Raw genomic sequence first — 21,237 nt, forward strand, 5'->3', positions numbered from 1 at the left:
TTTAAATCTTGATAACGTGTTATTTTTTTCAAAAGATCTTGTGCTTTTTCCGGAAACAACCTGCTTAAGACCTTAATGGTTCTGGCATATCTTTTCTCTATACTTCGGATACAAATATCCGAAAGTGAGCTATTTAAAAACGATTGATCCGTTATATTCAATTTTTCGATCTTTTTATCAATTTTTGGGGATAGAATAGAGGGTACGTTCAAAGGGTCAAGAGTCCTTAAAAAGAAGTACCCGACACCTGCCTCGCCTACAAACATACTTGTGTCTCGTCTACTGATTGTTCCTGAGCAGTAAAATCCATTTCGATCCTTTTCATCTAATGCATCAAGTACAATTTTCTGAGCGTATTCCCAATATCTGGTCTTACCGAGTACACGGAAAGATTCCAAAAATAAATCAGCGTTTCCTCCCCTTCCGTGGCAAAGAGTAAATGATTGACTAATCTTATTCTTAACATCGGTTTCGATGGTCTTGGCTATTGCCAATTCAACCTCCTTTAGATATTTACTATTTTTTGTCACCTCATATGCTCTCAGCCTTGTAAGGCCCACACCGGCAGCACCGTGGCACCATGCATTAAAAGTATCCTTTCCCTTAGTAAAAAAGTTTAAATCTCTGGAAACATAGGCACTCTGAAAAGATTTTTCGTCATCTTCAGTAAAAACCATTTTCCGCAAGTCTATCCAATTATTGGCTTCTACGCTGTAAAACATCGACTCATAAGCAAAAGCCATATCCGCAATCATAAAAAAAGATTCATTTTCCAGATAATTTCCTAACTCCAAAAATATCTTTGCCACCCCGGAGGCTCCGTGAGAAAAGCCACACAAGCCATGAATGCTTAATGATGACCGGTCCCAGCACAGCCCACCCTTTTCTAGATAAGCCCTGTTAAAAATCTCCTTGGTAAAATCGTTAATGGTTTGCAATATCCAATGTTCATTGCTTACTGAGTGTAAATAAATCAATCCTAATACTCGTCCTGAAATACCATTTAAGTAATCTGTAATTTGATGATTATATAATTGATCGATAGAAGCCACATTTTTTTTTTCTACATGCAAGGCCTTTTCAAGATAATCTGATAGCCCCGTAGTCAAATATAATTGTATATAAAAATAAGAAACAGAGGATCTTCCTGTAAACAAGGATATACTGGCAGAAGGATGATTGCGGCAATATTCCTCTACCCATTTTAACCCTTTGGTGATGACTCCTAAATATTTTTGGTCCTTTGTCTTTTTATATAACTCCAGGAAGAACAGCAGAATCCCGCATACCCCGTTATAAATTGTCTCATTTTTTGTCACCCTCGGTTTATTGTTTTCATTGAAAGTACTGTTCCATGATATCCCTATAGGTTCCCTATTAGCAGTACTTAACAAATGTTCAGCGAGATCCACTGCACCTTTTAGAATCCTGTCGTACATTTGCTTGTCCATAGTCTAATTGGATTGAAAATCAACATTTTGAGCTCCTAATTCCAATGCGAGGCATAACCTAGTACAGTTAAAACCAAATTCAATTCCCTAAAGCTATTTTGATATGCCCAAACCACTGGTTGTAATATACACACATATAAATTGATTTACACCATAAGCATCAGAATTCCTGATTTTTGAATAGAAATCAGATCGTCTGTTCTTTGTGTAAGACAGATACGGTTGTATTGAAATTTTACTATTCCCCTTTCTTTAAGGCCGATCATGATGCAAGGCAGCTTGCTCTTTACAACCTATATAAGGTATCTTCAAGAAAATCCATGAAAACAAGTTCATACTTTTTTGATCCAGAATATCCACTTAAAGCAGTAGTTAACTATGCTTCCAGGTGCAAGAAACATAGGAGTCTTGATTGAGGTTCCAAAAGGAGAATTAACCGAATCAAAGGTCAAATAGTTCAAGGTGACCATAGCTGGCAAGAGTTTGCCTCCTGGAAAATACTTATAATCGCTACCATTTCCTCTTTTACCTGACTTTAGCTCTTTGCCTTACAGCAAAAGATATTACGACCACTATAACGATGTTTAGACCTAGGCTTACAATCATTAATTGAAAATAATCTGTTTGATAGTGTTCATAGATCATCCATATCATAAATCCATAAAAGATGATTAACCCAAACAGTGAATCAACTAAGTTATTTTTGTTCTTTAGAAGCACTGTTGGTAAACAAAGTGTCAACACTGGAACTAATATAAACCAAAACAAAAATAGTGTGACAGGGTTCCATCCAACCAAAAGTGAAAAAAGGACCAACATAATTGCCAGACTAATAGGTACTGCAAATATCCCCCTCAATCGATTTTTTAGTTTTTTCATGTATTAATCAATTACTCTGCTTTTATTCTGTCAAAACGTTTTGTGACTTTACTCGGAAAACCCGAATTTCGAACCTATGAAGGAATATAAAAATTTTAAAGAATAAATGAAACACTAATTAAAATATCGCCAATCCATAATGGCTTATTTTACGGAATAAGTGTTTAAACATCCGGATCAAATAGTAGGTGTTGATCTAATAGTTCTGACGCCTTGTTATGGGAATATCTCCCTTCTAAAATGTTGCCAATCATCTTTGAAAATTCCGTTGATAATTGGTTTCCTAGTTTCATGATTCCGCTCCAATGCTCCCTATCCCAGACATTGGCACCATGATAAACATAAATATATAAGCTAGGGTAAAACGTCGATGCCACTTGACCTTTTCTAATTAGATACATGATTAGAGAAGTATCTTCACCTTTGCTAGTGCTTAAATACTTCGTTTCATTTTTTATCAAGGATTTTTTACATAATACACTTCCTTCCCAAGATCTAAATCCAGATAGGTATGTTTTCCTTTCCTGGCAATCATAAACTAACCAATGTGACAATATTGAACAGCCAAGATTTGTTTTTTTAGGATTTTCATTTGATATTCTATCCTATTGTCCTTGTACCAATCATCATCGTCCCATTGGCAAAAGTAAGTTCCATTGCATTTTCTTATAGACATGTTCCTTAAATCACCCAAGGTCAATTTTAATGCAGATTTTACTTTTAACAGAAAAATTTGAGGGTTTGTGATTTTTTCAACATAATCGGCTGTTTCAATGTCCAGATCCTCATAGATTATTAACAACTCCCTATTATCATAAGATTGATTTCGGAAACAGTCTATAGCCCGTTTCAATAAATCAACCCTTTGGTGGGTGACACATAAACAGGAGACCAAAGGTTCATTCGACATATAAAAGATACATGTTTAGTTGTTTGATTAAACCGATTATCTTGCCCAATGACAACTCTGAATTATTGTGTTTCAAATATATTGGGATTTCACATGATTTTTTTTACTTTAAACAACAAATTAAAAATAATTTGCGAGATTTTCCTGATATGTTAGTGACAATAACTTCATGGGTATTCCGAAAATAATTCATCAAACCTACAAAGGCAAAAATATACCACCGGTATACCGTGATTTTCAGAAAAGAATCCAGGAAACCCATCCCGATTGGAGTTACAGATTTTATGATGATGATGATTGTCGCAATATGATTAAGGTCCATTTGAGATCTTTTCTCCCTATTTTTAACAGTTATCCGGAAAACATTATGAGAGTAGATGCTTTCAGGATCATAGCCATATACTTGTTTGGAGGGTTTTACCTAGATATGGATATGCTTATTTTGAAAAAGTTAGACCCCTTATGTATATATAATTGTGTTTTTGCCGAAGAAAAAACTCTGTCTGAGCAACAAGCAAGAGAACTTGATCATGCTTATCGGTTAAGAATCGCCAACTACATGTTTGGAAGTGTTTCAAGGCACCCTTTTCTATTGGGTATTCTGGTTGAAATGGCTAAGAACTCTAAACGGACGATATCAACACACCACGATCTTCTCGAAACCACAGGCCCAGGATTAATAACTACAACCTTTCACCAAGCTAAATTCAAGTATAAAGATGTAACAATACTAAGGAATCAAGACAGAAAATGCCCAAGACCCCATTGCCAAGGTGTTTCATGTCATTTTGGAAATTACGCAATGCACTTTCATTTCGGAACCTGGAGGTGGAAGGAGGCTCCCTCTGAAAAGATAAAATCCCAAAAGTCAACACCGTTACTCCGATCTTTAACTGAAGGGGTAACAAGAGATTTAATTACAAAAAGGCTAAGTATTAATCCAGACCGACGGTTATATACTTTAAAGACGTACAATGAAAACAAACACGATGGGTTAACCACGGTTTATCATCAGGTCAAAGAGATAGGAATTATAAAAACAAGTACTCGAAATATCGCCTTCAAGAAAGTAGTAGTTTGCGGAATCCCATTTCTTTATCTACATAGGATTTCTTCTGCTAATTTGAATGTAATCTATACCACCTTTGAAACCACCAGGCTTCCGGATTTTTGGGTATATTCCATTAATAATCACTACAGATATTGCATTGTTCCTCATCAACATGTTAAGGCAGTTTTTGAAAACTCAAATGTCAAAATTCCTATCAAAATAATTCCTCAAGGGTTTAATAGATATAAAAGATTCCCCAGAAAAGTCATTTCCAAAAAAATGTTTCGTATTGGGTTTTTAGGAGTTCCTGTTCAAAGAAAAAATCTCTACAAACTTTTCCTTGCTTGTAAAAACTTGCTTAGTAGGATCCCTTCATTAAGACTTTCAATTCATGTATCAAAGTTCTATGATTGGGCTAGTGGCGAAACATTTAATGAAATTAGGAACAGTTCATTTGTTGAATGGTCAGAGTGCATTTTATCAGATGATCAGGTATCATCATGGTATAGCAAGCTTTCTTGTTATGTATTCCCAACAAGCGGTGAAGGGTGGTCTTTTACACCTCGTGAAAGTATGTATCTTGGAATCCCAACAATCATTAGTGATATTCCAGTTCACCAAGAACTGGTAGCATCTAATTTTTACAACATCATCCCAACAGAGGGGTTGGAAGACGCAAAATTTGACAATAACATCTACGGGATGTGGTATAAAATCAATATCAAGGACATTGAAGCTTCTATATTAGAGGTATTTCATAACTTTGAAAAATATCAAGAAATGGCTTTAAAGGGTAGCCGATGGATAGAAGACCGGTGGACACAGGAACAAACAAGGCATGAGATTTTGAGTTATATGAATTCTATTTAACCTATTTCATTGAAGATACAGAAGATCATTCATCAGACGTGGAAAACTAATTCCTTGCCAAAGGAATTGAATCAATATTCTCATTCTTGGAAGGAACATCACCCTGATTGGGATGACAAATTATGGACCGACGAAGATAATAGAAACTTAATTCAAGAAAATTATCCAGGATTCCTAAGGTATTATGAAACATTACCTTTAAATATTCAGAGGGCGGATATAGCAAGATATTTTATTCTTTATTCATTTGGTGGCGTATATGTGGATTTAGATGTTGAATGCCTTAAACCAATTTCGCCACTCTTATCTAAGGGTGATTGTGTTCTGGCATTTGAGCCACCGCAACACTGTAAAATACAAAACACCAAAAAAATTATTGGGAATGCTTTTATCGCCTCCATTCCATATCATTCTTTTATCCATGCCTTGATTATTGACCAAATTACCTTTAAACCCAAAAATGTAAAACATATGTATGATTTTGTTTTGAAGAAAACTGGCCCATTAATGATAACACGGGTATATAATCAATTTTCAGCAAAAAATAAGGTGAAATTGTTATCCCACCAGTATATATATCCACTTTCTTATCTTCAAGCAGATCTTTATCTTAAAAAAAAACATCAATATACTAAGCAGCTTAGTGATGCTTACACAATACATTACTTTTGTGGGACTTGGTGGAAGAAAAATCATAAGTGACTTTAATATCTTAAATGATTTCACTTCATTAAGAATCTCCGAATGTTTAAAGGAAGTGTAAAATTTTAGTTTTAACTCTCCATCAACCAATGATTTTCCGATTCATTACGTAGCCTTACTAGAAAGCACCCATGTGATAACAATAGTCCTTTTCAATCTGTTGAGGTCAAATACCTTTTTGGTTTGAAATTTTACTAAGTATTTTAGGGCAACCCTGAAAATTGTTTGAAGCTGTATAAAAAATGATAGACTGACTTAGGTTCAGCTTTTTTGTGCTACAAAAGCAACAATTTGAACCGTAAAAAAGGAAACTAATAGGATGGTTAAATAGGTCATGGCATTGGTATGCAGGTACAATTCGTACTAATCCAATTCAGGTATTTATGAACCTTTGTATAAACTCCGAATAACTTTGGCTCCGCACATCCTTCTCCCTATAAAAAAAGTTATAAAGCATTCTAAAAGCAAGGTGAGAAAGAATGTTTTCCGGTTTTCTTTAGCGTATTTTTAATAAAAGACAACTATTTTTTTGAAATCAAAGGGTACCCTTCAAAGTAAATTCGTGAATCGCGAATTCCAGAATATTTTTATTACTTTGCACCTAACAAAACATGATAACATCAACAAGTATAGCGCATGCGACGCCATGATGTTGCAATTTTATTAAAAATAGCTCGTAAAGGGCAGCAAAATTGGCTCATGAACTGGAAATTAGTGCAAGTGAAATCAGCGAGAGTATTAACCGATCAGTGATTGCTGACTTATTGGATAGCGATAAAAAGTCATTGAATAAGTTGGCTGTGCTGGATTTCCTAAAGTCAGGACTTCCTTATGTCTATCCGCAACAACTAGGCGCTTTGGTCAGAGGAATGGCCACAGCCCATTCCGTTCCACCCTTGAACAAAAAAATTGCCAGTGATGATCATTTTGTTTGGCCTTATGCAAATGGAAATGTAAGAGGCCAGGCCATTACCCCTCTACATCCTTAAATCCTAGAGGCGTGTATAAAGGATGCTAAATTTTATGAATTAATGGCCCTAACCGACGCAATAAGAGTTAGAAAAGTACGAGAACGGAAAATGGCAGTCGAAATGCTAAAAGAAAGAATAGAAAATGCTTAAAAACCAAATCATTAATTTAAAAGTAATAGAAAAAGTATAAGCTATATCCCAAACATTTTTTCTTACTTATTCCAAGGATTATTTGTTGCCTTATGTATTATTTCCTTTTCCATTTGTTCACAAATACACGATGTTCACGTTACGTGAGCAAGAAATAAATGTGAACATTCAAGTCGGCAAAGAAAAAATATATCACCGCATTGACATTAATAAAGCCTCAAATTACCCCATAATGTTGTTTCATCAAATCACAGGTAAGCAAACATTGTATAACCACATCGGATAAGATAATTTGTTACTTTTTTTATGTTCCTGCACTATAAAATCAAAAATCACAACAAGTATTTATGGAATAAACCCCGCTTTTGCATCCACTAAATAAAGATTGATATTTTTTCATCCACAAACCTGATACAATGAAAAAGTTTTTGCCCTTGTCTGTTATTCCAATGCTGGTTGGATTAGTCTTTTATTCCTTTACCAATGAACCAGAGACCTCGGAGAGTGATTTTATTAAACAGTTGAAAAGCGCTCTGAACCGTTATAATCAACAGCTACCACAGGAAAAGATATATCTACATCTTGACAAACCTTTTTATAAGCCTGGAGATGATATATGGATTAAGGCTTATCTGAGAGATGGAAGCACTCATAAAGCATCTTCCACCAGCGAAATTGTTTATGTGGAACTCATCAGTCCGAAAGGCAGTGTGGTAAAAACACTGCACCTCATCACCAAAAATGGATCAACACATGGTGACTTCAAGCTTGCTGCAAATGCTCCGGGAGGTATTTACAAGGTCAGAGCATACACCAATTGGATGAAGAATTTTCCCGAAGACCGGTTCTTCGAAAAAGAAATACAGGTGCAGTCTGTTCTGCTTCCTAAACTATTGATGAATCTGGATTTCGAACGAAAGGCTTATGGCCCGGGTGACGAGGTAATTGCTAAGCTCAAACTTTCGACAGTTGAAAACAAACCACTTAAAAATCATAAATTCAATTATGTAGTACAGATTGAAGGTAAAGAATATAGAGAAGACAAAAGTCGGGCAGATGAGGAGGGGTTGGCCTGGATGACCTTTCCTCTCCCGGAGAAATTAAAGAGCAATGATGGTCTCTTAAATGTGATGATCGAATATGAAGGAGCCAAAGAATCCATAGCAAGATCTATCCCAATTGTGCTCAATAATATTTCATTGGAATTCTTTCCGGAAGGGGGAGACTTAATCAGAAATGTCAAAAGCCAGGTGGCCTTTAAGGCGCTTAATGAATTGGGGAAACCAGCGGATATAGGTGGAATCGTTGTGAATGATAAAGGGGCAATCATTACTGAATTTAAAAGCTATCACCAGGGTATGGGAGCCTTTTCTATAACACCGGAGGATGACCGGCAATATTTCGCCCGGATCACGCAACCCGTGGGTATCGAGAAGGAATTTCCCATTCCCATGTCCCTATCCAAAGGATATAGATTGGCTGTTAATACAGATGACCCTTCACAGGTTCGAATAGACATTCATTCACCTGTCCGGAATATAGCCACCATAGTAGGGCAAACCCGTGGAAAAATTTACTTCTCCAAGGAGATCAGATTAGAGGAAGGAAGTAATGAACTGACAATTTCGACAGCCGGTTTTCCAGTCGGAGTTGTTCAGCTTACCCTTTTTGATCATAAAGAGGTTCCGAGATGTGAGCGTTTGCTCTTCGCTAATCAACACAAAGGTATCAATATCAAAATATCGACCGACAAAGAGAAGTATCTGCCAAGAGAGCCTGTCGAAATGACTGTGCAAGTAAATGACGACGACGGTTTACCCATGGCAGCTAACCTCTCTCTTGCTGTGGTTGATGACAAACTAATCAGCTTTGCTGATGACAAGCAAGACAACATCATGTCTTATCTGTTGTTGTGTTCCGATGTCAATGGTAAAATTGAAGAACCTAATTTCTATTTTAAAAAAGACGAGCCAAAAGCAAAAAAAGCTTTAGACTATCTGCTGTTGACTCAAGGATGGAGAAGGTTTGAATGGGCTGAAATTCTTGAAACGTCAAGTGCTGAATGGAAAAGTCAAATTGGCTATAGTGCTGAAAAAGCTGTCGTCCATGGCATTGTCGTACGGTTTAAAGATGATGTGCCCATAGAAAATGCTAAAGTCACCGTGCTGGAAACAGAAGAGTTTACATACACAGATAAAGATGGAAAATTTGAATTTCAGAATCTGGATCTGTCTACGCCACTTACCTTGCAGGCAACCACCGATGATGGTTTTAGTCGAATGCAACAGATCAATGATTATTCCATGGGCTATCAAATAGGTAAACAAGTAACAGGGCAGGTTATTGACTCGGATAATGGGGAGCCAATTCCCGGAGCCAATGTAATAGTAAAAGGCACTGCTATTGGAACGGTTACGGACCTCGATGGTAATTTCATATTGGATGTTCCATCCGGCCGGAATGTACTTGTCTTTTCTTACATAGGCTATACCCCTCAAGAAGCCAAAATCAATCAAGGAATGGCTATTACCCTGGCACCGGATATAATGCAATTACAAGAAAATGTAGTTATGGCATATGGAATGGCCAGGAGAGGTGGGAAAAATAAAGCAAGAAGACATAAGGTTGCCAAGGTGGAGGCAGCGCTTCCGGAGATAGTAGCGCTTCCTGATGATGATGAAATCGAAGAAGCAATTGAAGTTGATCCGGATGTTGAAATCGCCAGGGCGGGAGTAATTGAAGATACTGTATTCCAGGATTTACCGGAAGAAGAAATAGCTGATGGGATTTTTAATATAGCAGAGGAGATGCCTGAGCCTAAGGGTGGCATAAAAAAATTCAAGGAGTATGTTTCCAGGAATATAGACTATCCAAAAAAGGCAAGGAGATTGGGAATCGAAGGCAAGGTATTCATCCAATTTATAGTCGGAGAAGACGGAACGGTCACTGATGTTAGCGTACTCAAAGGAATAGGTGCAGGTTGTGATGAGGAGGCTGTTCGTGTTGTTAGGGGATCATCTGATTGGAATCCTGGCAAGCAACGTGGAAGAGCTGTTAAAACAAGAATGGTCGTACCTATCACCTTTAGTATCGACAACTACATTGACTATGAAACCGGTTTGATGCTAAATGTTGCCAGAGAATCCAATTTCAGTATGAAATCTCAGGCGGCTAAATATTACCGGGCACGGCGGTTTTATATGCCAAAATACGAATCGATAGAACCGGTGGAGGTACGGACAGACTTCCGGCAAACCATTTTCTGGGAGCCAAACTTAGTGGTTAATAAAACCGGTGAAGCTAAAATCACCTTTTATAATTCCGATGATGTGAGCACATTCAGAGCAATCATAGAAGGTATCACAACAAATGGTGAGGTTGGCCGACAGGAATATACTTACTATACCCAGTTACCCTTCAGTCTAAACACAAAGATACCTGCTGTCGTCTCATTTGAAGATGAATTGAACATCCCAATTACTTTAAAAAACAATACCGATCAAACGATCAAAGGGGTTTTGAAAATTGAAACCCCTGAAAGTTTTCAATTATTGGAAAACAGCATTGAGCAAATCAGTGTCAACGCCGGCAGCACAAAGACGATAACCACCCCTTATAAGATACTTCCAAATGCCGGAATCAACTCAATAAATATTTCATTTGACAGCCAGGGACTGAGCGACTCATTCGAACAGGTAGTTGAAATAATGCCTAAAGGATTTCCTGTTTCACGGTCTTTTTCCGGGAAGGAACTCAGCGCTTCGTATAACCTTAAAATCAATGCATTAATTAACAATTCTCTTCGTGGTCGGTTAACCGTTTATCCGGATATCCTCAGTGATTTAATGAGTGGTATCGAATCAATTCTTAGAGCGCCTCATGGATGTTTTGAACAAACTTCTTCCAGTACCTACCCAAATATTTTAGCACTTCAATACATGGAAGAAAGCGGCAGCGTCGATGCAAAAATTAAGAAAAAAGCACTGACGCTTATCGATCGGGGATACAATAAGCTGACCGCTTTTGAAACCAAAAATAAAGGATACGAGTGGTTTGGAAACACCCCTCCTCATGAAGGGTTAACCGCCTATGGTTTAATGGAGTTTAAAGATATGCATCAGGTCTACGCCAGCGTTGATCCGAAAATGATTGCCAGAACTTCGGATTGGCTATTGAACAGAAGAGATGGAAAGGGAGGCTTTAAGCAAAGCAACCAGGCATTAGATCAATTCGGCAGGGCCTCAGCCGATGTTTCCAATGCCTATATCGTTTATGCATTATCCGAATGTGGGGTTACTGACATAGAGAATGAATTTAATCAATCGAATGAGGCTGCTTTAGAGAAAAATGATAGTTATGCGTTAGCACTAACCGCAAATGCAAGTTTCAACTTAAACAAGAAATCAAAAGGATCCAAAGCCATAGATCTGCTTATCAAACAAATTGATACCAAAGGATTTGGAGAATTAGAAGCAGATCATTCAATCACCAAATCTTACGGAAAATCCCTCCAGGTAGAGACAGCTTCATTGATTGTATTAGCTATTCTTAAATCAGAAAGGCCGAGTATTCAGCACCTTCAAAAAGGGGTAAATTACATAGTATCATCCAGAAGCAATTATGGTGGGTTTGGCTCTACGCAAGCTACGATTTTGGCCTTGAAAGCACTTACTGAATATGCCAAATTTGCAAAGAAAACTAACACTAGTGGTACAGTCGAAGTCTATGTCGACAAGCAGAAAGTTGCTTCGAAATACTATGCAAAAGGCGCAAAAGGTGAAATTTTAATTGATGGACTGGAAAAATTTCTTTCGGAAGGCAGCCAGGTGGTCACCATAAAGTTTGAAGGAACAAATGAACCGTTACCCTATGCGCTGGATGTGGAATGGTCTACCTATACACCAGATAGTCAAGCAGAATGCAAGGTTGAATTGCAAACAGCATTGTCAAGTTCAGCCATTACTTTAGGTGAAACCGTACGGCTTACATCGACCGTCAGAAATCTAAGCAAAGAAGGGTTGCCTATGACGGTTGCCTTAATAGGGATTCCTTCGGGGTTAAGTCCTCAACCCTGGCAGCTCAAACAAATGCAAGAGACGAAAAAAATCGACTATTACGAGATAAAGAAAAACCACGTCATTTTGTATTTCAGACAGATGATCCCGGAAGCTGTACGAGAGGTTAACCTTGATCTGAAGTCTGAAATAACCGGTAGTTTCGAATCTCCGGCAAGCTCAGCCTATTTGTATTATACCAATGAATTTAAAAGTTGGGATAGTGGGGAGAGGATATTAATTGAATAATGGAGGTACAATGTTCACGTAACGTGAACAAAGAATAAATATGAACATTTAAGCCGGTATAGAAAGGATATATCACTGCATTAATCTAAATAAAGCCTCAAATTACCTTATAAAAATTGTTCAAACCACTACTAAATGGCGAAAAGTATCATTTTTTTTATAACTTGTAAATTATTTTTTTGTCACTATTAATGTCCCCCGGCATAAACCAGAATCCAGAACAAATTGCGCGCGATAAAATCGACGAAATGCTGCGGCTGGCAGGGTGGGAAGTTCAGTCTAAGAGCAAAGTTGATATAGCAGCCAGCAAAGGAGTCGCCATTCGGGAATATCAAACAGATGTTGGTCCTGCGGATTATGTACTGTTTGTCGACAGAAAACCAGTAGGCATCATTGAAGCAAAGCGTAAAGAAGATGGGTATAAACTGACGGTGGTAGAAGAGCAGTCAAAAAGCTACGCAAACGCTAAACTCAAATATTTAAATAATGACCCGCTGCCCTTCGTTTATGACAGCACAGGAACAATCACCCGATTTACAAATTATCGAGACCCAAAACCAAGAGGTCGAAATGTTTTTAGTTTTCATAAACCGGAAACAATTGCCGAATGGCTTAAAAAAGAGGGGAGTCTAAGAAAAAGATTATTGTCACTTCCTTCATTAGATCCGGCAGGGCTACGTCCTGCTCAAAAAGTGGCTATCAATAAACTGGAAAAATCCTTTAAAAAGAATAGACCAAAAGCCTTGATTCAAATGGCTACCGGAGCGGGAAAAACATTTACGGCAGCAACTTTTGTTTACCGCTTATTAAAACATGCAGAAGCAAAACGAATCTTATTCCTGGTAGATACTAAAAACTTAGGTGAACAGGCAGAACAGGAATTTATAACATTTCAGCCCAATGATGATAACAGAAAGTTCACCGAACTCTATAATGTACAGCGACTGACATCCAGTTACATTGCATCCGACAGTCAGGTATGTATTTCCACCATTCAGCGTCTCTACGCTATTTTGAAAGGAGAAGAACTGGATGAAAGTGCTGAAGAAGAAAATCCGGAGGAAAACTCATGGATGCAACAGCAGATCAAAAAGAAAACTGCTGTACCCGTAGATTACACACCAAAAGTGCCTATTGAGCAATTTGACTTTATTGTAATCGACGAATGCCACCGTTCGATTTATAATTTATGGAAACAAGTTTTAGATTACTTTGATGCGTTCCTGATAGGTTTGACAGCAACACCTGACAAAAGGACGTTTGGATTCTTCAACGAAAATGTTGTAAGCCATTACACTTATGAAGAATCCGTGGTGGATGGAGTAAATGTACCTTATGACGTGTATACTATTGAAACGGAGATTTCAAAAAAGGGTGATGTCATAAAAGCTGGCTGGTTTGTGGATAGACGTGATAAATTAACCAGAGCCAAACGCTGGCAACAAGAGGATGAAGATACGGAATATGGTAAGAATGACCTGGACAAAAAGGTGGTAAATCCTAGCCAGATCCGCAATATCATTAGAGAATATAAACGAGCGCTTAAAACTGAAATCTTTCCAGGCAGGGTGGACAAAAACGGTGATTATGAAGTGCCCAAAACACTGGTATTTGCCAAAACCGACAGCCATGCGGACGATATCATAAAAATCATCCGGGAAGAATTTGATGAAGGCAACGACTTCTGCAAAAAAGTGACCTACAAAATTGATGAAGATCCAAAATCGGTATTGAATCGATTTCGTAATTCCTATTATCCTCGAATCGCCGTTACGGTAGATATGATTGCTACGGGTACGGACGTAAAACCTTTAGAGGTCTTACTTTTTATGCGTGATGTGAAAAGTACCAACTATTTTGAGCAAATGAAAGGCAGAGGCACCCGAACCATTGATAATGATTCACTCCAGTTGGTCTCCCGTACAGCGAAAAGCAAAACCCACTTCGTGATTGTCGATGCCATTGGCGCTACAAAATCAAAAAAGACCGACAGTCGCCCTTTAGAAAGAAAGTCCACTGTACCCCTGAAAGATTTATTGGGTGCCGTAACAATGGGGGTGACTGATGAAGATTTGTTCCTGTCTTTGGCTAACCGGTTGATTCGTTTGGAAAAACAAATCACGGAAAAGGAAAAAGATAAGTTGTTGGAATACTCCGGCGGCAAAAACTTAAAGCAAATTACCAAAGAATTAATTACTGCTTTCGATCCGGATGAAATCGAAAACAACACCCAAGTTGAAATTGATAAAATTCCTATTCAGGACAGAACACCTGCTTTGATCGAAGAGGCTAAAAAGACGACACAGGAAAAACTGATTACGCAAGCGGCCATCACCTTCAATGGAGCACTTAATAACTATCTGGAAAACGTTAGAAAGGAACACGAACAAATCATCGATAGTGTTAATATTGATACCGTAACCAAATCTGAATGGGATACCACTTCGGTGGATAAAGCGACTGAAATCGTTAAAGACTTCACGGAATACTTAGAGGTTCATAAAGACGAAATAAAAGCCCTGCGTATTTTTTACAACCAACCCTACAACCGCAGAGAGATCACTTTTGAAATGATTAAGGATGTGTTTGACAAATTGAAGTCAGAAAAACCAATGTTAGCTCCCGAGTATGTTTGGAATGCCTATGCAACACTGGAAGAAGTAAAAAGCGAAAAACCCAAAGATGAATTAACGGCTTTAGTATCATTGATACGTAGAGCTTGTGGTATAGATAAGGAATTAAAGGCCTTTGACAAAACCATCGATGAGAATTTTAAAAATTGGATATTTAAACAAAATGCGGGAAAACACAATCGTTTTACGAACGAACAAATGGATTGGTTGCGCATGATTAAAGATCATGTCGTAAGCAGCTATCATATTGAAATTAACGATTTGGATTTTACGCCTTTTGATGGTCAAGGAGGCAGAGGGAAAATGTACCAGTTGTTTGGTAATGAGATGAATGAAATTATTAATGAGCTTAATGAAGTATTAGCAGCATAATGGGGGAGGATTGGATTGAATGTTCATTAGGTAATATTGGAGAAATATTTTCTGGAGGAACACCAAAAACTTCAATTGATAAATATTGGGGTGATGAAATATCATGGATCTCTCCAGCTGACTTATCAAAATACGATGATAAATATATTTCGAAAGGAAAGAAAAGTATTACCAAATTAGGATTAGAGAATTCTTCAGCAAAGCTCATTCCCGCTGGTAGTATATTATTTTCATCTCGTGCTCCAATAGGTTATGTAGTTATCGCAAAAAATGATTTGGCCACTAATCAAGGATTCAAAAGTATTTATCCAGCAACTGTTGTATTTAACGAATACATATTCTACTTTCTAAAGGCTTCAAGGAATCTGGCAGAGAAAAGTGCTAGTGGTACAACGTTTAAGGAAATTTCAAAAAAAGCATTTTCAGAACTTCCATTCCCTCTCCCCCCTCTCCCTATCCAACGTGCTATAGTTGCCAAAATAGAGGGACTCTTCAGTGATTTAGACAAAGGCATAGCCGACCTCAAAAAAGCACAAGCACAATTGGTGGTATATAGGCAAGCGGTGCTGAAGAAGGCCTTTGAGGGGGAGTTGACGAAGGAATGGAGGGAAAAACAAACTAATCTTCCTTCGGCAGAAGAACTTTTGGATCAAATTAAAGAAGAGCGTCAAAAACACTACTCGCAACAGCTTGAAGATTGGAAAAAGGCAGTGAAAGATTGGGAAGAGAATGGTAAGAAAGGGAAAAAGCCTGGGAAGCCGAAAAAACTAAATGATTACAAGAATGTAGACAGCCCAATTCAAACTAATCCTAAAAAATGGATAACATCAAACCTTGAACAAATTGGCTTTTGGACTGGTGGCGGTACCCCTTCTAAATCAAACATGTCATTTTGGACTAATGGTACAGTATTATGGGTCACTTCAAAAGACATGAAATCGAAGGATATTTTTGATAGTCAAAACAAAATTACGCCTGAATCAATTGATCAATCAAGTGCCAAATTAATAAATGAGAACTCAGTGCTTGTAGTATTGCGTAGTGGAATACTCAGAAGAATTTTGCCTGTGGCGATCAACCGAACTATTTGTACCGTTAATCAGGACTTACAAGCTATAACACCATATAGTGTTAAAACAGAATTTATTTATTGGTTTCTGGTGGCTAATGAATTTGATATTAGACATAAGTGTGCAAAAGACGGAACTACCGTTGAAAGTGTCGAGGCCAATGCACTTAAGAGTTATGCTTTCCCATATTGCTCAAAAGCAGAACAACACCAAATCGTTCAAGAAATTGAATCCCGTCTATCCGTTTGCAATCAGGTTGAACAAAGCATTACCGAGAGTTTAGAAAAAGCCCAGGCCCTTCGCCAAAGCATCCTCAAAAAAGCCTTTGAAGGTGCTTTGTTGAGTGAAGGAGAAATAGCCCAGTGCAAAAAGGAAAAAGATTATGAACCTGCGAATGTTTTGTTAAAAAAAATTAGAAATGAGAAATTGGCAAAACAGTTAAATCTAAAACCCCAAAAGTAGATCACTAAATTATGTTTAAGGATTTAACCCCGCAAGATATCCTCAGTGCCATTGAGTCACTTGAAAACAAAGGAGGATCAAGATCAACAGCCTACGGACTTTGGTATCGTGGGAAAACATACTCTCCAGCAGGAGTCATTTCCGAAGCATTTAAGTTAAGAGGAAATCCTATAGATCGCAGAACATTTACCACTGACGGGGCTCAAAAAACATTGCTGGAATTGGGTTTTCCAATTGTAGAAGTTGATCATGATTTCTTTACAGCAAAAGAATTAAACTCTTTTACTGTTCTAACTGCTCGTAAAATATATGATAGTTCAAATACCGTTGACATAAACATTGGAGACTTTTTAAATCAAGTTATTTGGGAAAAGTCAAAACGTTGGGCACTCGGTCTTAAAGAACTCGGTTGGGAGTACGAAGGTGCCAAAAACTGGAATGAGCGAGATATTAAAGGCCAGCGGTTTAAAAAATACACATGGTTCAAGATCTACCCAAAGTCACTTCATCACCCTTTATTATTTTTTACTATTGGAGTGTATATGGATGGCTCTTTGTTATATAAATTAGACATTAAAAGTGAGGATGAATTCTTTGTTGAGAAGAAAAATCTTTTCTATAAAGAAAGAGATAAGCGAGGTGCAGGATGGCAAAAATTTTCAATTGATCAAGTAAAAAACGAAAATTGGGACTCCTTAATAGCTCAGAGCCATCGATTTTTTGAAGACAATCTGATACACTATAAATTTTTTTTGGATTATTTCTGGGGAGAGAAAAGAATAATGCGGCTAACATGGAATACTAATAATTGGGAGTTACCTATATCGCATGCATGGAAACCTGCTGATCAAGGCAAACCCAACGTAGCTCATGAGCATCAATATGGTTATGGACATGAAGAATGGCTTTTTAATCCTCGGTATCGAAAGGGTGACTTTCAATATGGATATATAAGAGGCGTTGATCATATGTCTCAGACGGTCGAGTGCATCAACAAACTCATTTTATTCACCATTAACCCCATAGACAAAAAGAGGTATTTGATCGGCAAGCTCGTGAATGTTGAAATAATTGAGGGATATGAAGAAGAAATAAAACTATTTAAACCGGTATATGATAAGTACTTTGAAGATATGGTTAGAGAACTTAAAATAATAGGTGCTGACTATCAGTATTTTAAAAAATCAGGGCTATTTCCAAACGTAAAGTTCAAGTGGGCAGATGCTGATATTTATAACGATGCAATTCTCAGTGATGCCTTAAATTCAGATAAGTATAAGAGGTTTCAGCCATATATCTTAGATGAGGATCTGGAAAAAGTTTTAGAGGGAGACTTAACGACTAAAAACAAATTAGTTTTTAAAGCAGGTATTGCTGCTAATGCTTCTTTTTATAATAAAACCACAACTGCAGGTACAACCCATGTAAACAGATATCACAGCAATATTACAAATGACTTATATAAGTTTTTAAATGAGGTCAAGGGATACAATAATGGTCAGATTTCCATTGAGCTGACAAAAGTGGGCGGTGCTATTGTAGATGCTGCCGTTAAAATTGACCAGAAACTTCTCCTGTTTGAAATTAAAACCAGCAGTACAGGTCTTGGTAATATAAGACAGGCTTTGGGACAAATATTTGAATATGCGCTACTGGATGATGAAGTCAATATTAATCATCTCTATATTGTGGGTCCTGCTGCATTAAAGAAATTGGAACAAGATTATTGGGACAGGCTAAAGGAAATCATAAGGATTCCAATGACTTACCTAGAGTATGATAATCAGGCTCAAGCATTAAAGGACAAATTTAAAGAATATTAATCAATCATGACGGACTCAGGCATAATATCAAAGATCTGGAACCTCGCTGGCGTATTGCGTGATGATGGTGTAGGCTATGGTGATTACCTGGAACAAATCACCTATTTGCTCTTCTTAAAAATGGCAGATGAGCTCAATAAACCACCCTACAATAAAGGTTTGAAATTTCCCAAACTTAAAAACGTAGAAGGCAAGAAAATCGAAGATGGTGAAACCTGCGATTGGGAAACTTTATCTTGGAAAAGAGGGGCCGAACTGGAATCTTTTTATAGCCAGCTACTAAGATCGTTGTCCACAGAAAAAGGGATGTTGGGTGAGATTTTCACCAAAAGTCAAAACAAAATTCAAGACCCTTCTAAACTCCTGAAAGTAATTGATCTCATTAACAAAGAACAGTGGAGCTTAATGGGAGCTGACATCAAAGGAAAAATCTACGAAGGTTTACTACAGAAAAATGCGGAGGATACCAAAAGTGGTGCGGGACAATACTTTACGCCTAGAGCACTGATTAAAACCATGGTAGCTTGTGTACAACCCCAACCCATGAAAACCATTGCCGATCCAGCCTGTGGTACTGGCGGATTCTTTTTAGCTGCTTATGATTGGATTGTAGCCAACAATGATCTTGATCGTGAGGAAAAGGTATTCTTGAAAAACGATACGTTTCACGGAAATGAAATTGTAGCCAATACCCGTAGAATGTGCCTAATGAACATGTTCCTGCACAACATTGGTGAAATAGATGGGGAAAGTTTTATCAATTCGAATGATGCATTGATATCTGACGATGGCAGCAGATACGATTATGTCCTGGCCAATCCTCCTTTCGGAAAAAAAAGTAGCATGACCATCACCAACGAAGAAGGAGAAGTCGAAAAACAAGATTTAAGCTACAACCGTCGGGATTTTTGGGAAACTACTTCCAACAAGCAATTGAATTTCCTGCAGCATATCAAGACCATGCTCAAAATCAATGGTGAAGCAGCAGTGGTACTTCCAGATAATGTGTTGTTCGAAGGTGGCGCGGGAGAAAAGGTACGAAAGCAACTTATGACGACGACGGAACTTCACACCATTTTAAGATTACCTGTAGGATTATTTTACGCTCATGGTGTAAAAGCAAATGTGTTGTTCTTTGACAACAAACCTGCGAGCAAAGAGTCATGGACCAAAGACATCTGGTTTTATGATTACAGAACCAATATTCATCATACGCTGAAGAAGAAGCCGATGACCATGGTCGATTTGGCAGATTTTGTTAAATGCTACAATCCGGATAACCGCCATAAAAGAAAGGAAACCTGGAGCGAAGAAAATGAAGAGGGAAGATGGCGTAAATATACCTACGATGAAATCATGGCCCGGGACAAAACCAGTCTGGACATTTTCTGGATAAAGGATAAAAGTCTGACCGACTTGGACAACCTCCCAGATCCGGACATCTTGGCTAATGAGATTATTGAAAACCTGGAATCCGGACTGAACAGTTTCAGAGAAATTATAGAAACTATTAAGGGGGATGATGAGTAATTCTGTAACCCTCCCTTATCCCGGACAAAGTTTGAATATACTTTTTTACTTTTAAATTGTTAATAGGTTCCACAGAAAAGAAGATCTGGGCCTACCTTCTATTGATTGTCAAGATTATCAAAAATTGATAATTAGCATGTATTATAATTCATTATTGGTTCTTAGAGTTTGAGTATTGTTTTAAAATCAAAAGATACCCTAAAGTAAATTCGCGAATCGCGAATTACGGAATATTTTATTACCTTGCACCTCACCAAACATGATAAAATAAGTATAATACATGCGACCCCATGATGTTGCAATTTTATTAAAAATAGCTTGTAAAGGGCAGCAAAATTGACTCATGAAAGATTTATCTCATGAACTGAAAATTAGTGCCAGTGAAATCAGTGAGAGTATCAACCGATCAGTGATCGCCGGCTTATTGGGTAGCGATAAAAAGTCGTTGAATAAGTTAGCCTTGTTGGATTTCCTAAAATCAGGACTTCCCTATGTCTATCCGCAAAAACCAGGCGCTCTGGTCAGAGGAATGGCTACAGCCCATTCCGCCCCACCCTTGAACAAAAAAATTGACAGTGATGATCATTTTGTTTGGCCTTATGCAAATGGAAATATAAGAGGCCAGGCCATTACCCCTCTACATCCTAAAATCCCGAAGGCGTGTATAAAAGATGCTAAACTTTACGAATTAATGGCCTTAACTGACGCAATAAGAGTTGGAAAAGTACGAGAACGCAAAATGGCAGTCGAAATGCTAAAAGAAAGAATAGAAGATGCTTAAGAACCAAACCATCAATTTAAAAGTAATTGAAAAAGTAGCCCTGGCCTTAGGAGAAATAAATGATGAACAAGTTTTTCTTTCTTAACCTCGAATGTTTCGATGACAACAGAGAATTTTAATTTATCCTTTTCAATCCCCTGAAGTACAGAGCTGTAAATGCGTACGGAAACATTAGGATCTTCAGATTCCAGTTCTAAATATTGGTCATTAAAAGAACCATGGCCAACATAAATCTTTCTTTTTTCAATAAGATTGACCTTGTTTCCATCAACAATGATT

12 protein-coding genes are annotated in these 21,237 nt (G+C 37.6%); 9 read left to right on the forward strand and 3 right to left on the reverse strand.

Going from position 1 to position 21,237, the window contains the following annotated elements:
• Both AC04NP_RS28910 and AC04NP_RS28915 read right to left on the reverse strand, forming a co-directional pair.
• Nucleotides 1-1,451 (reverse strand): lanthionine synthetase LanC family protein (locus tag AC04NP_RS28910; RefSeq protein WP_482863569.1); only part of this gene is annotated, 1,451 nt, incomplete at its 3' end.
• Between the two features lie 1,417 nt (nt 1,452-2,868).
• Nucleotides 2,869-3,240, reverse strand: a complete 372-nt coding sequence (locus AC04NP_RS28915; RefSeq protein WP_482863570.1) for a glycosyltransferase family A protein — start codon at nt 3,238-3,240, stop codon at nt 2,869-2,871.
• Between the two features lie 169 nt (nt 3,241-3,409).
• On the opposite strand from AC04NP_RS28915, the gene AC04NP_RS28920 reads away from it, so the two are divergent.
• The 9 genes from AC04NP_RS28920 (at nt 3,410) to AC04NP_RS28960 (ending at nt 20,958) form a co-directional block, all read left to right on the forward strand.
• Nucleotides 3,410-5,161, forward strand: a complete 1,752-nt coding sequence (locus tag AC04NP_RS28920) for a glycosyltransferase (RefSeq protein WP_482863571.1) — start codon at nt 3,410-3,412, stop codon at nt 5,159-5,161.
• Between the two features lie 54 nt (nt 5,162-5,215).
• The gene (locus AC04NP_RS28925; RefSeq protein ID WP_482863572.1) at nt 5,216-5,863 is read left to right on the forward strand and encodes a glycosyltransferase; all 648 of its coding nucleotides are present in this window, start codon (nt 5,216-5,218) and stop codon (nt 5,861-5,863) included.
• A 692-nt stretch (nt 5,864-6,555) separates the two neighbouring features.
• Entirely contained in the window at nt 6,556-6,852 is a 297-nt protein-coding gene (locus AC04NP_RS28930) for a hypothetical protein (RefSeq protein ID WP_482863573.1), read from the forward strand.
• A 548-nt stretch (nt 6,853-7,400) separates the two neighbouring features.
• Nucleotides 7,401-12,287: a TonB family protein gene (locus tag AC04NP_RS28935; RefSeq protein WP_482863574.1), complete on the forward strand. Its 4,887-nt coding sequence runs from the start codon at nt 7,401-7,403 to the stop codon at nt 12,285-12,287.
• A gap of 191 nt (nt 12,288-12,478) precedes the next feature.
• Complete coding sequence (locus AC04NP_RS28940; protein WP_482863575.1) at nt 12,479-15,292, forward strand: type I restriction endonuclease subunit R; 2,814 nt, start codon at nt 12,479-12,481, stop codon at nt 15,290-15,292.
• Entirely contained in the window at nt 15,292-16,824 is a 1,533-nt protein-coding gene (locus AC04NP_RS28945) for a restriction endonuclease subunit S (protein WP_482863576.1), read from the forward strand. Before AC04NP_RS28940 ends, AC04NP_RS28945 begins: the two co-directional genes overlap by 1 nt.
• A gap of 11 nt (nt 16,825-16,835) precedes the next feature.
• Nucleotides 16,836-18,647: a hypothetical protein gene (locus AC04NP_RS28950; protein WP_482863577.1), complete on the forward strand. Its 1,812-nt coding sequence runs from the start codon at nt 16,836-16,838 to the stop codon at nt 18,645-18,647.
• 6 nt (nt 18,648-18,653) lie between these two features.
• Nucleotides 18,654-20,177, forward strand: coding sequence for a class I SAM-dependent DNA methyltransferase (locus AC04NP_RS28955; protein ID WP_482863578.1), 1,524 nt, complete (start codon nt 18,654-18,656; stop codon nt 20,175-20,177).
• Between the two features lie 343 nt (nt 20,178-20,520).
• Entirely contained in the window at nt 20,521-20,958 is a 438-nt protein-coding gene (locus AC04NP_RS28960) for a hypothetical protein (protein ID WP_482863579.1), read from the forward strand.
• An 11-nt stretch (nt 20,959-20,969) separates the two neighbouring features.
• On the opposite strand, the gene AC04NP_RS28965 is transcribed toward AC04NP_RS28960, so the two are convergent.
• The coding region (locus AC04NP_RS28965; RefSeq protein ID WP_482863580.1) for a hypothetical protein at nt 20,970-21,237 on the reverse strand (268 nt) is incomplete at its 5' end.

Source organism: Agaribacillus sp. DX54 (assembly GCF_056858335.1).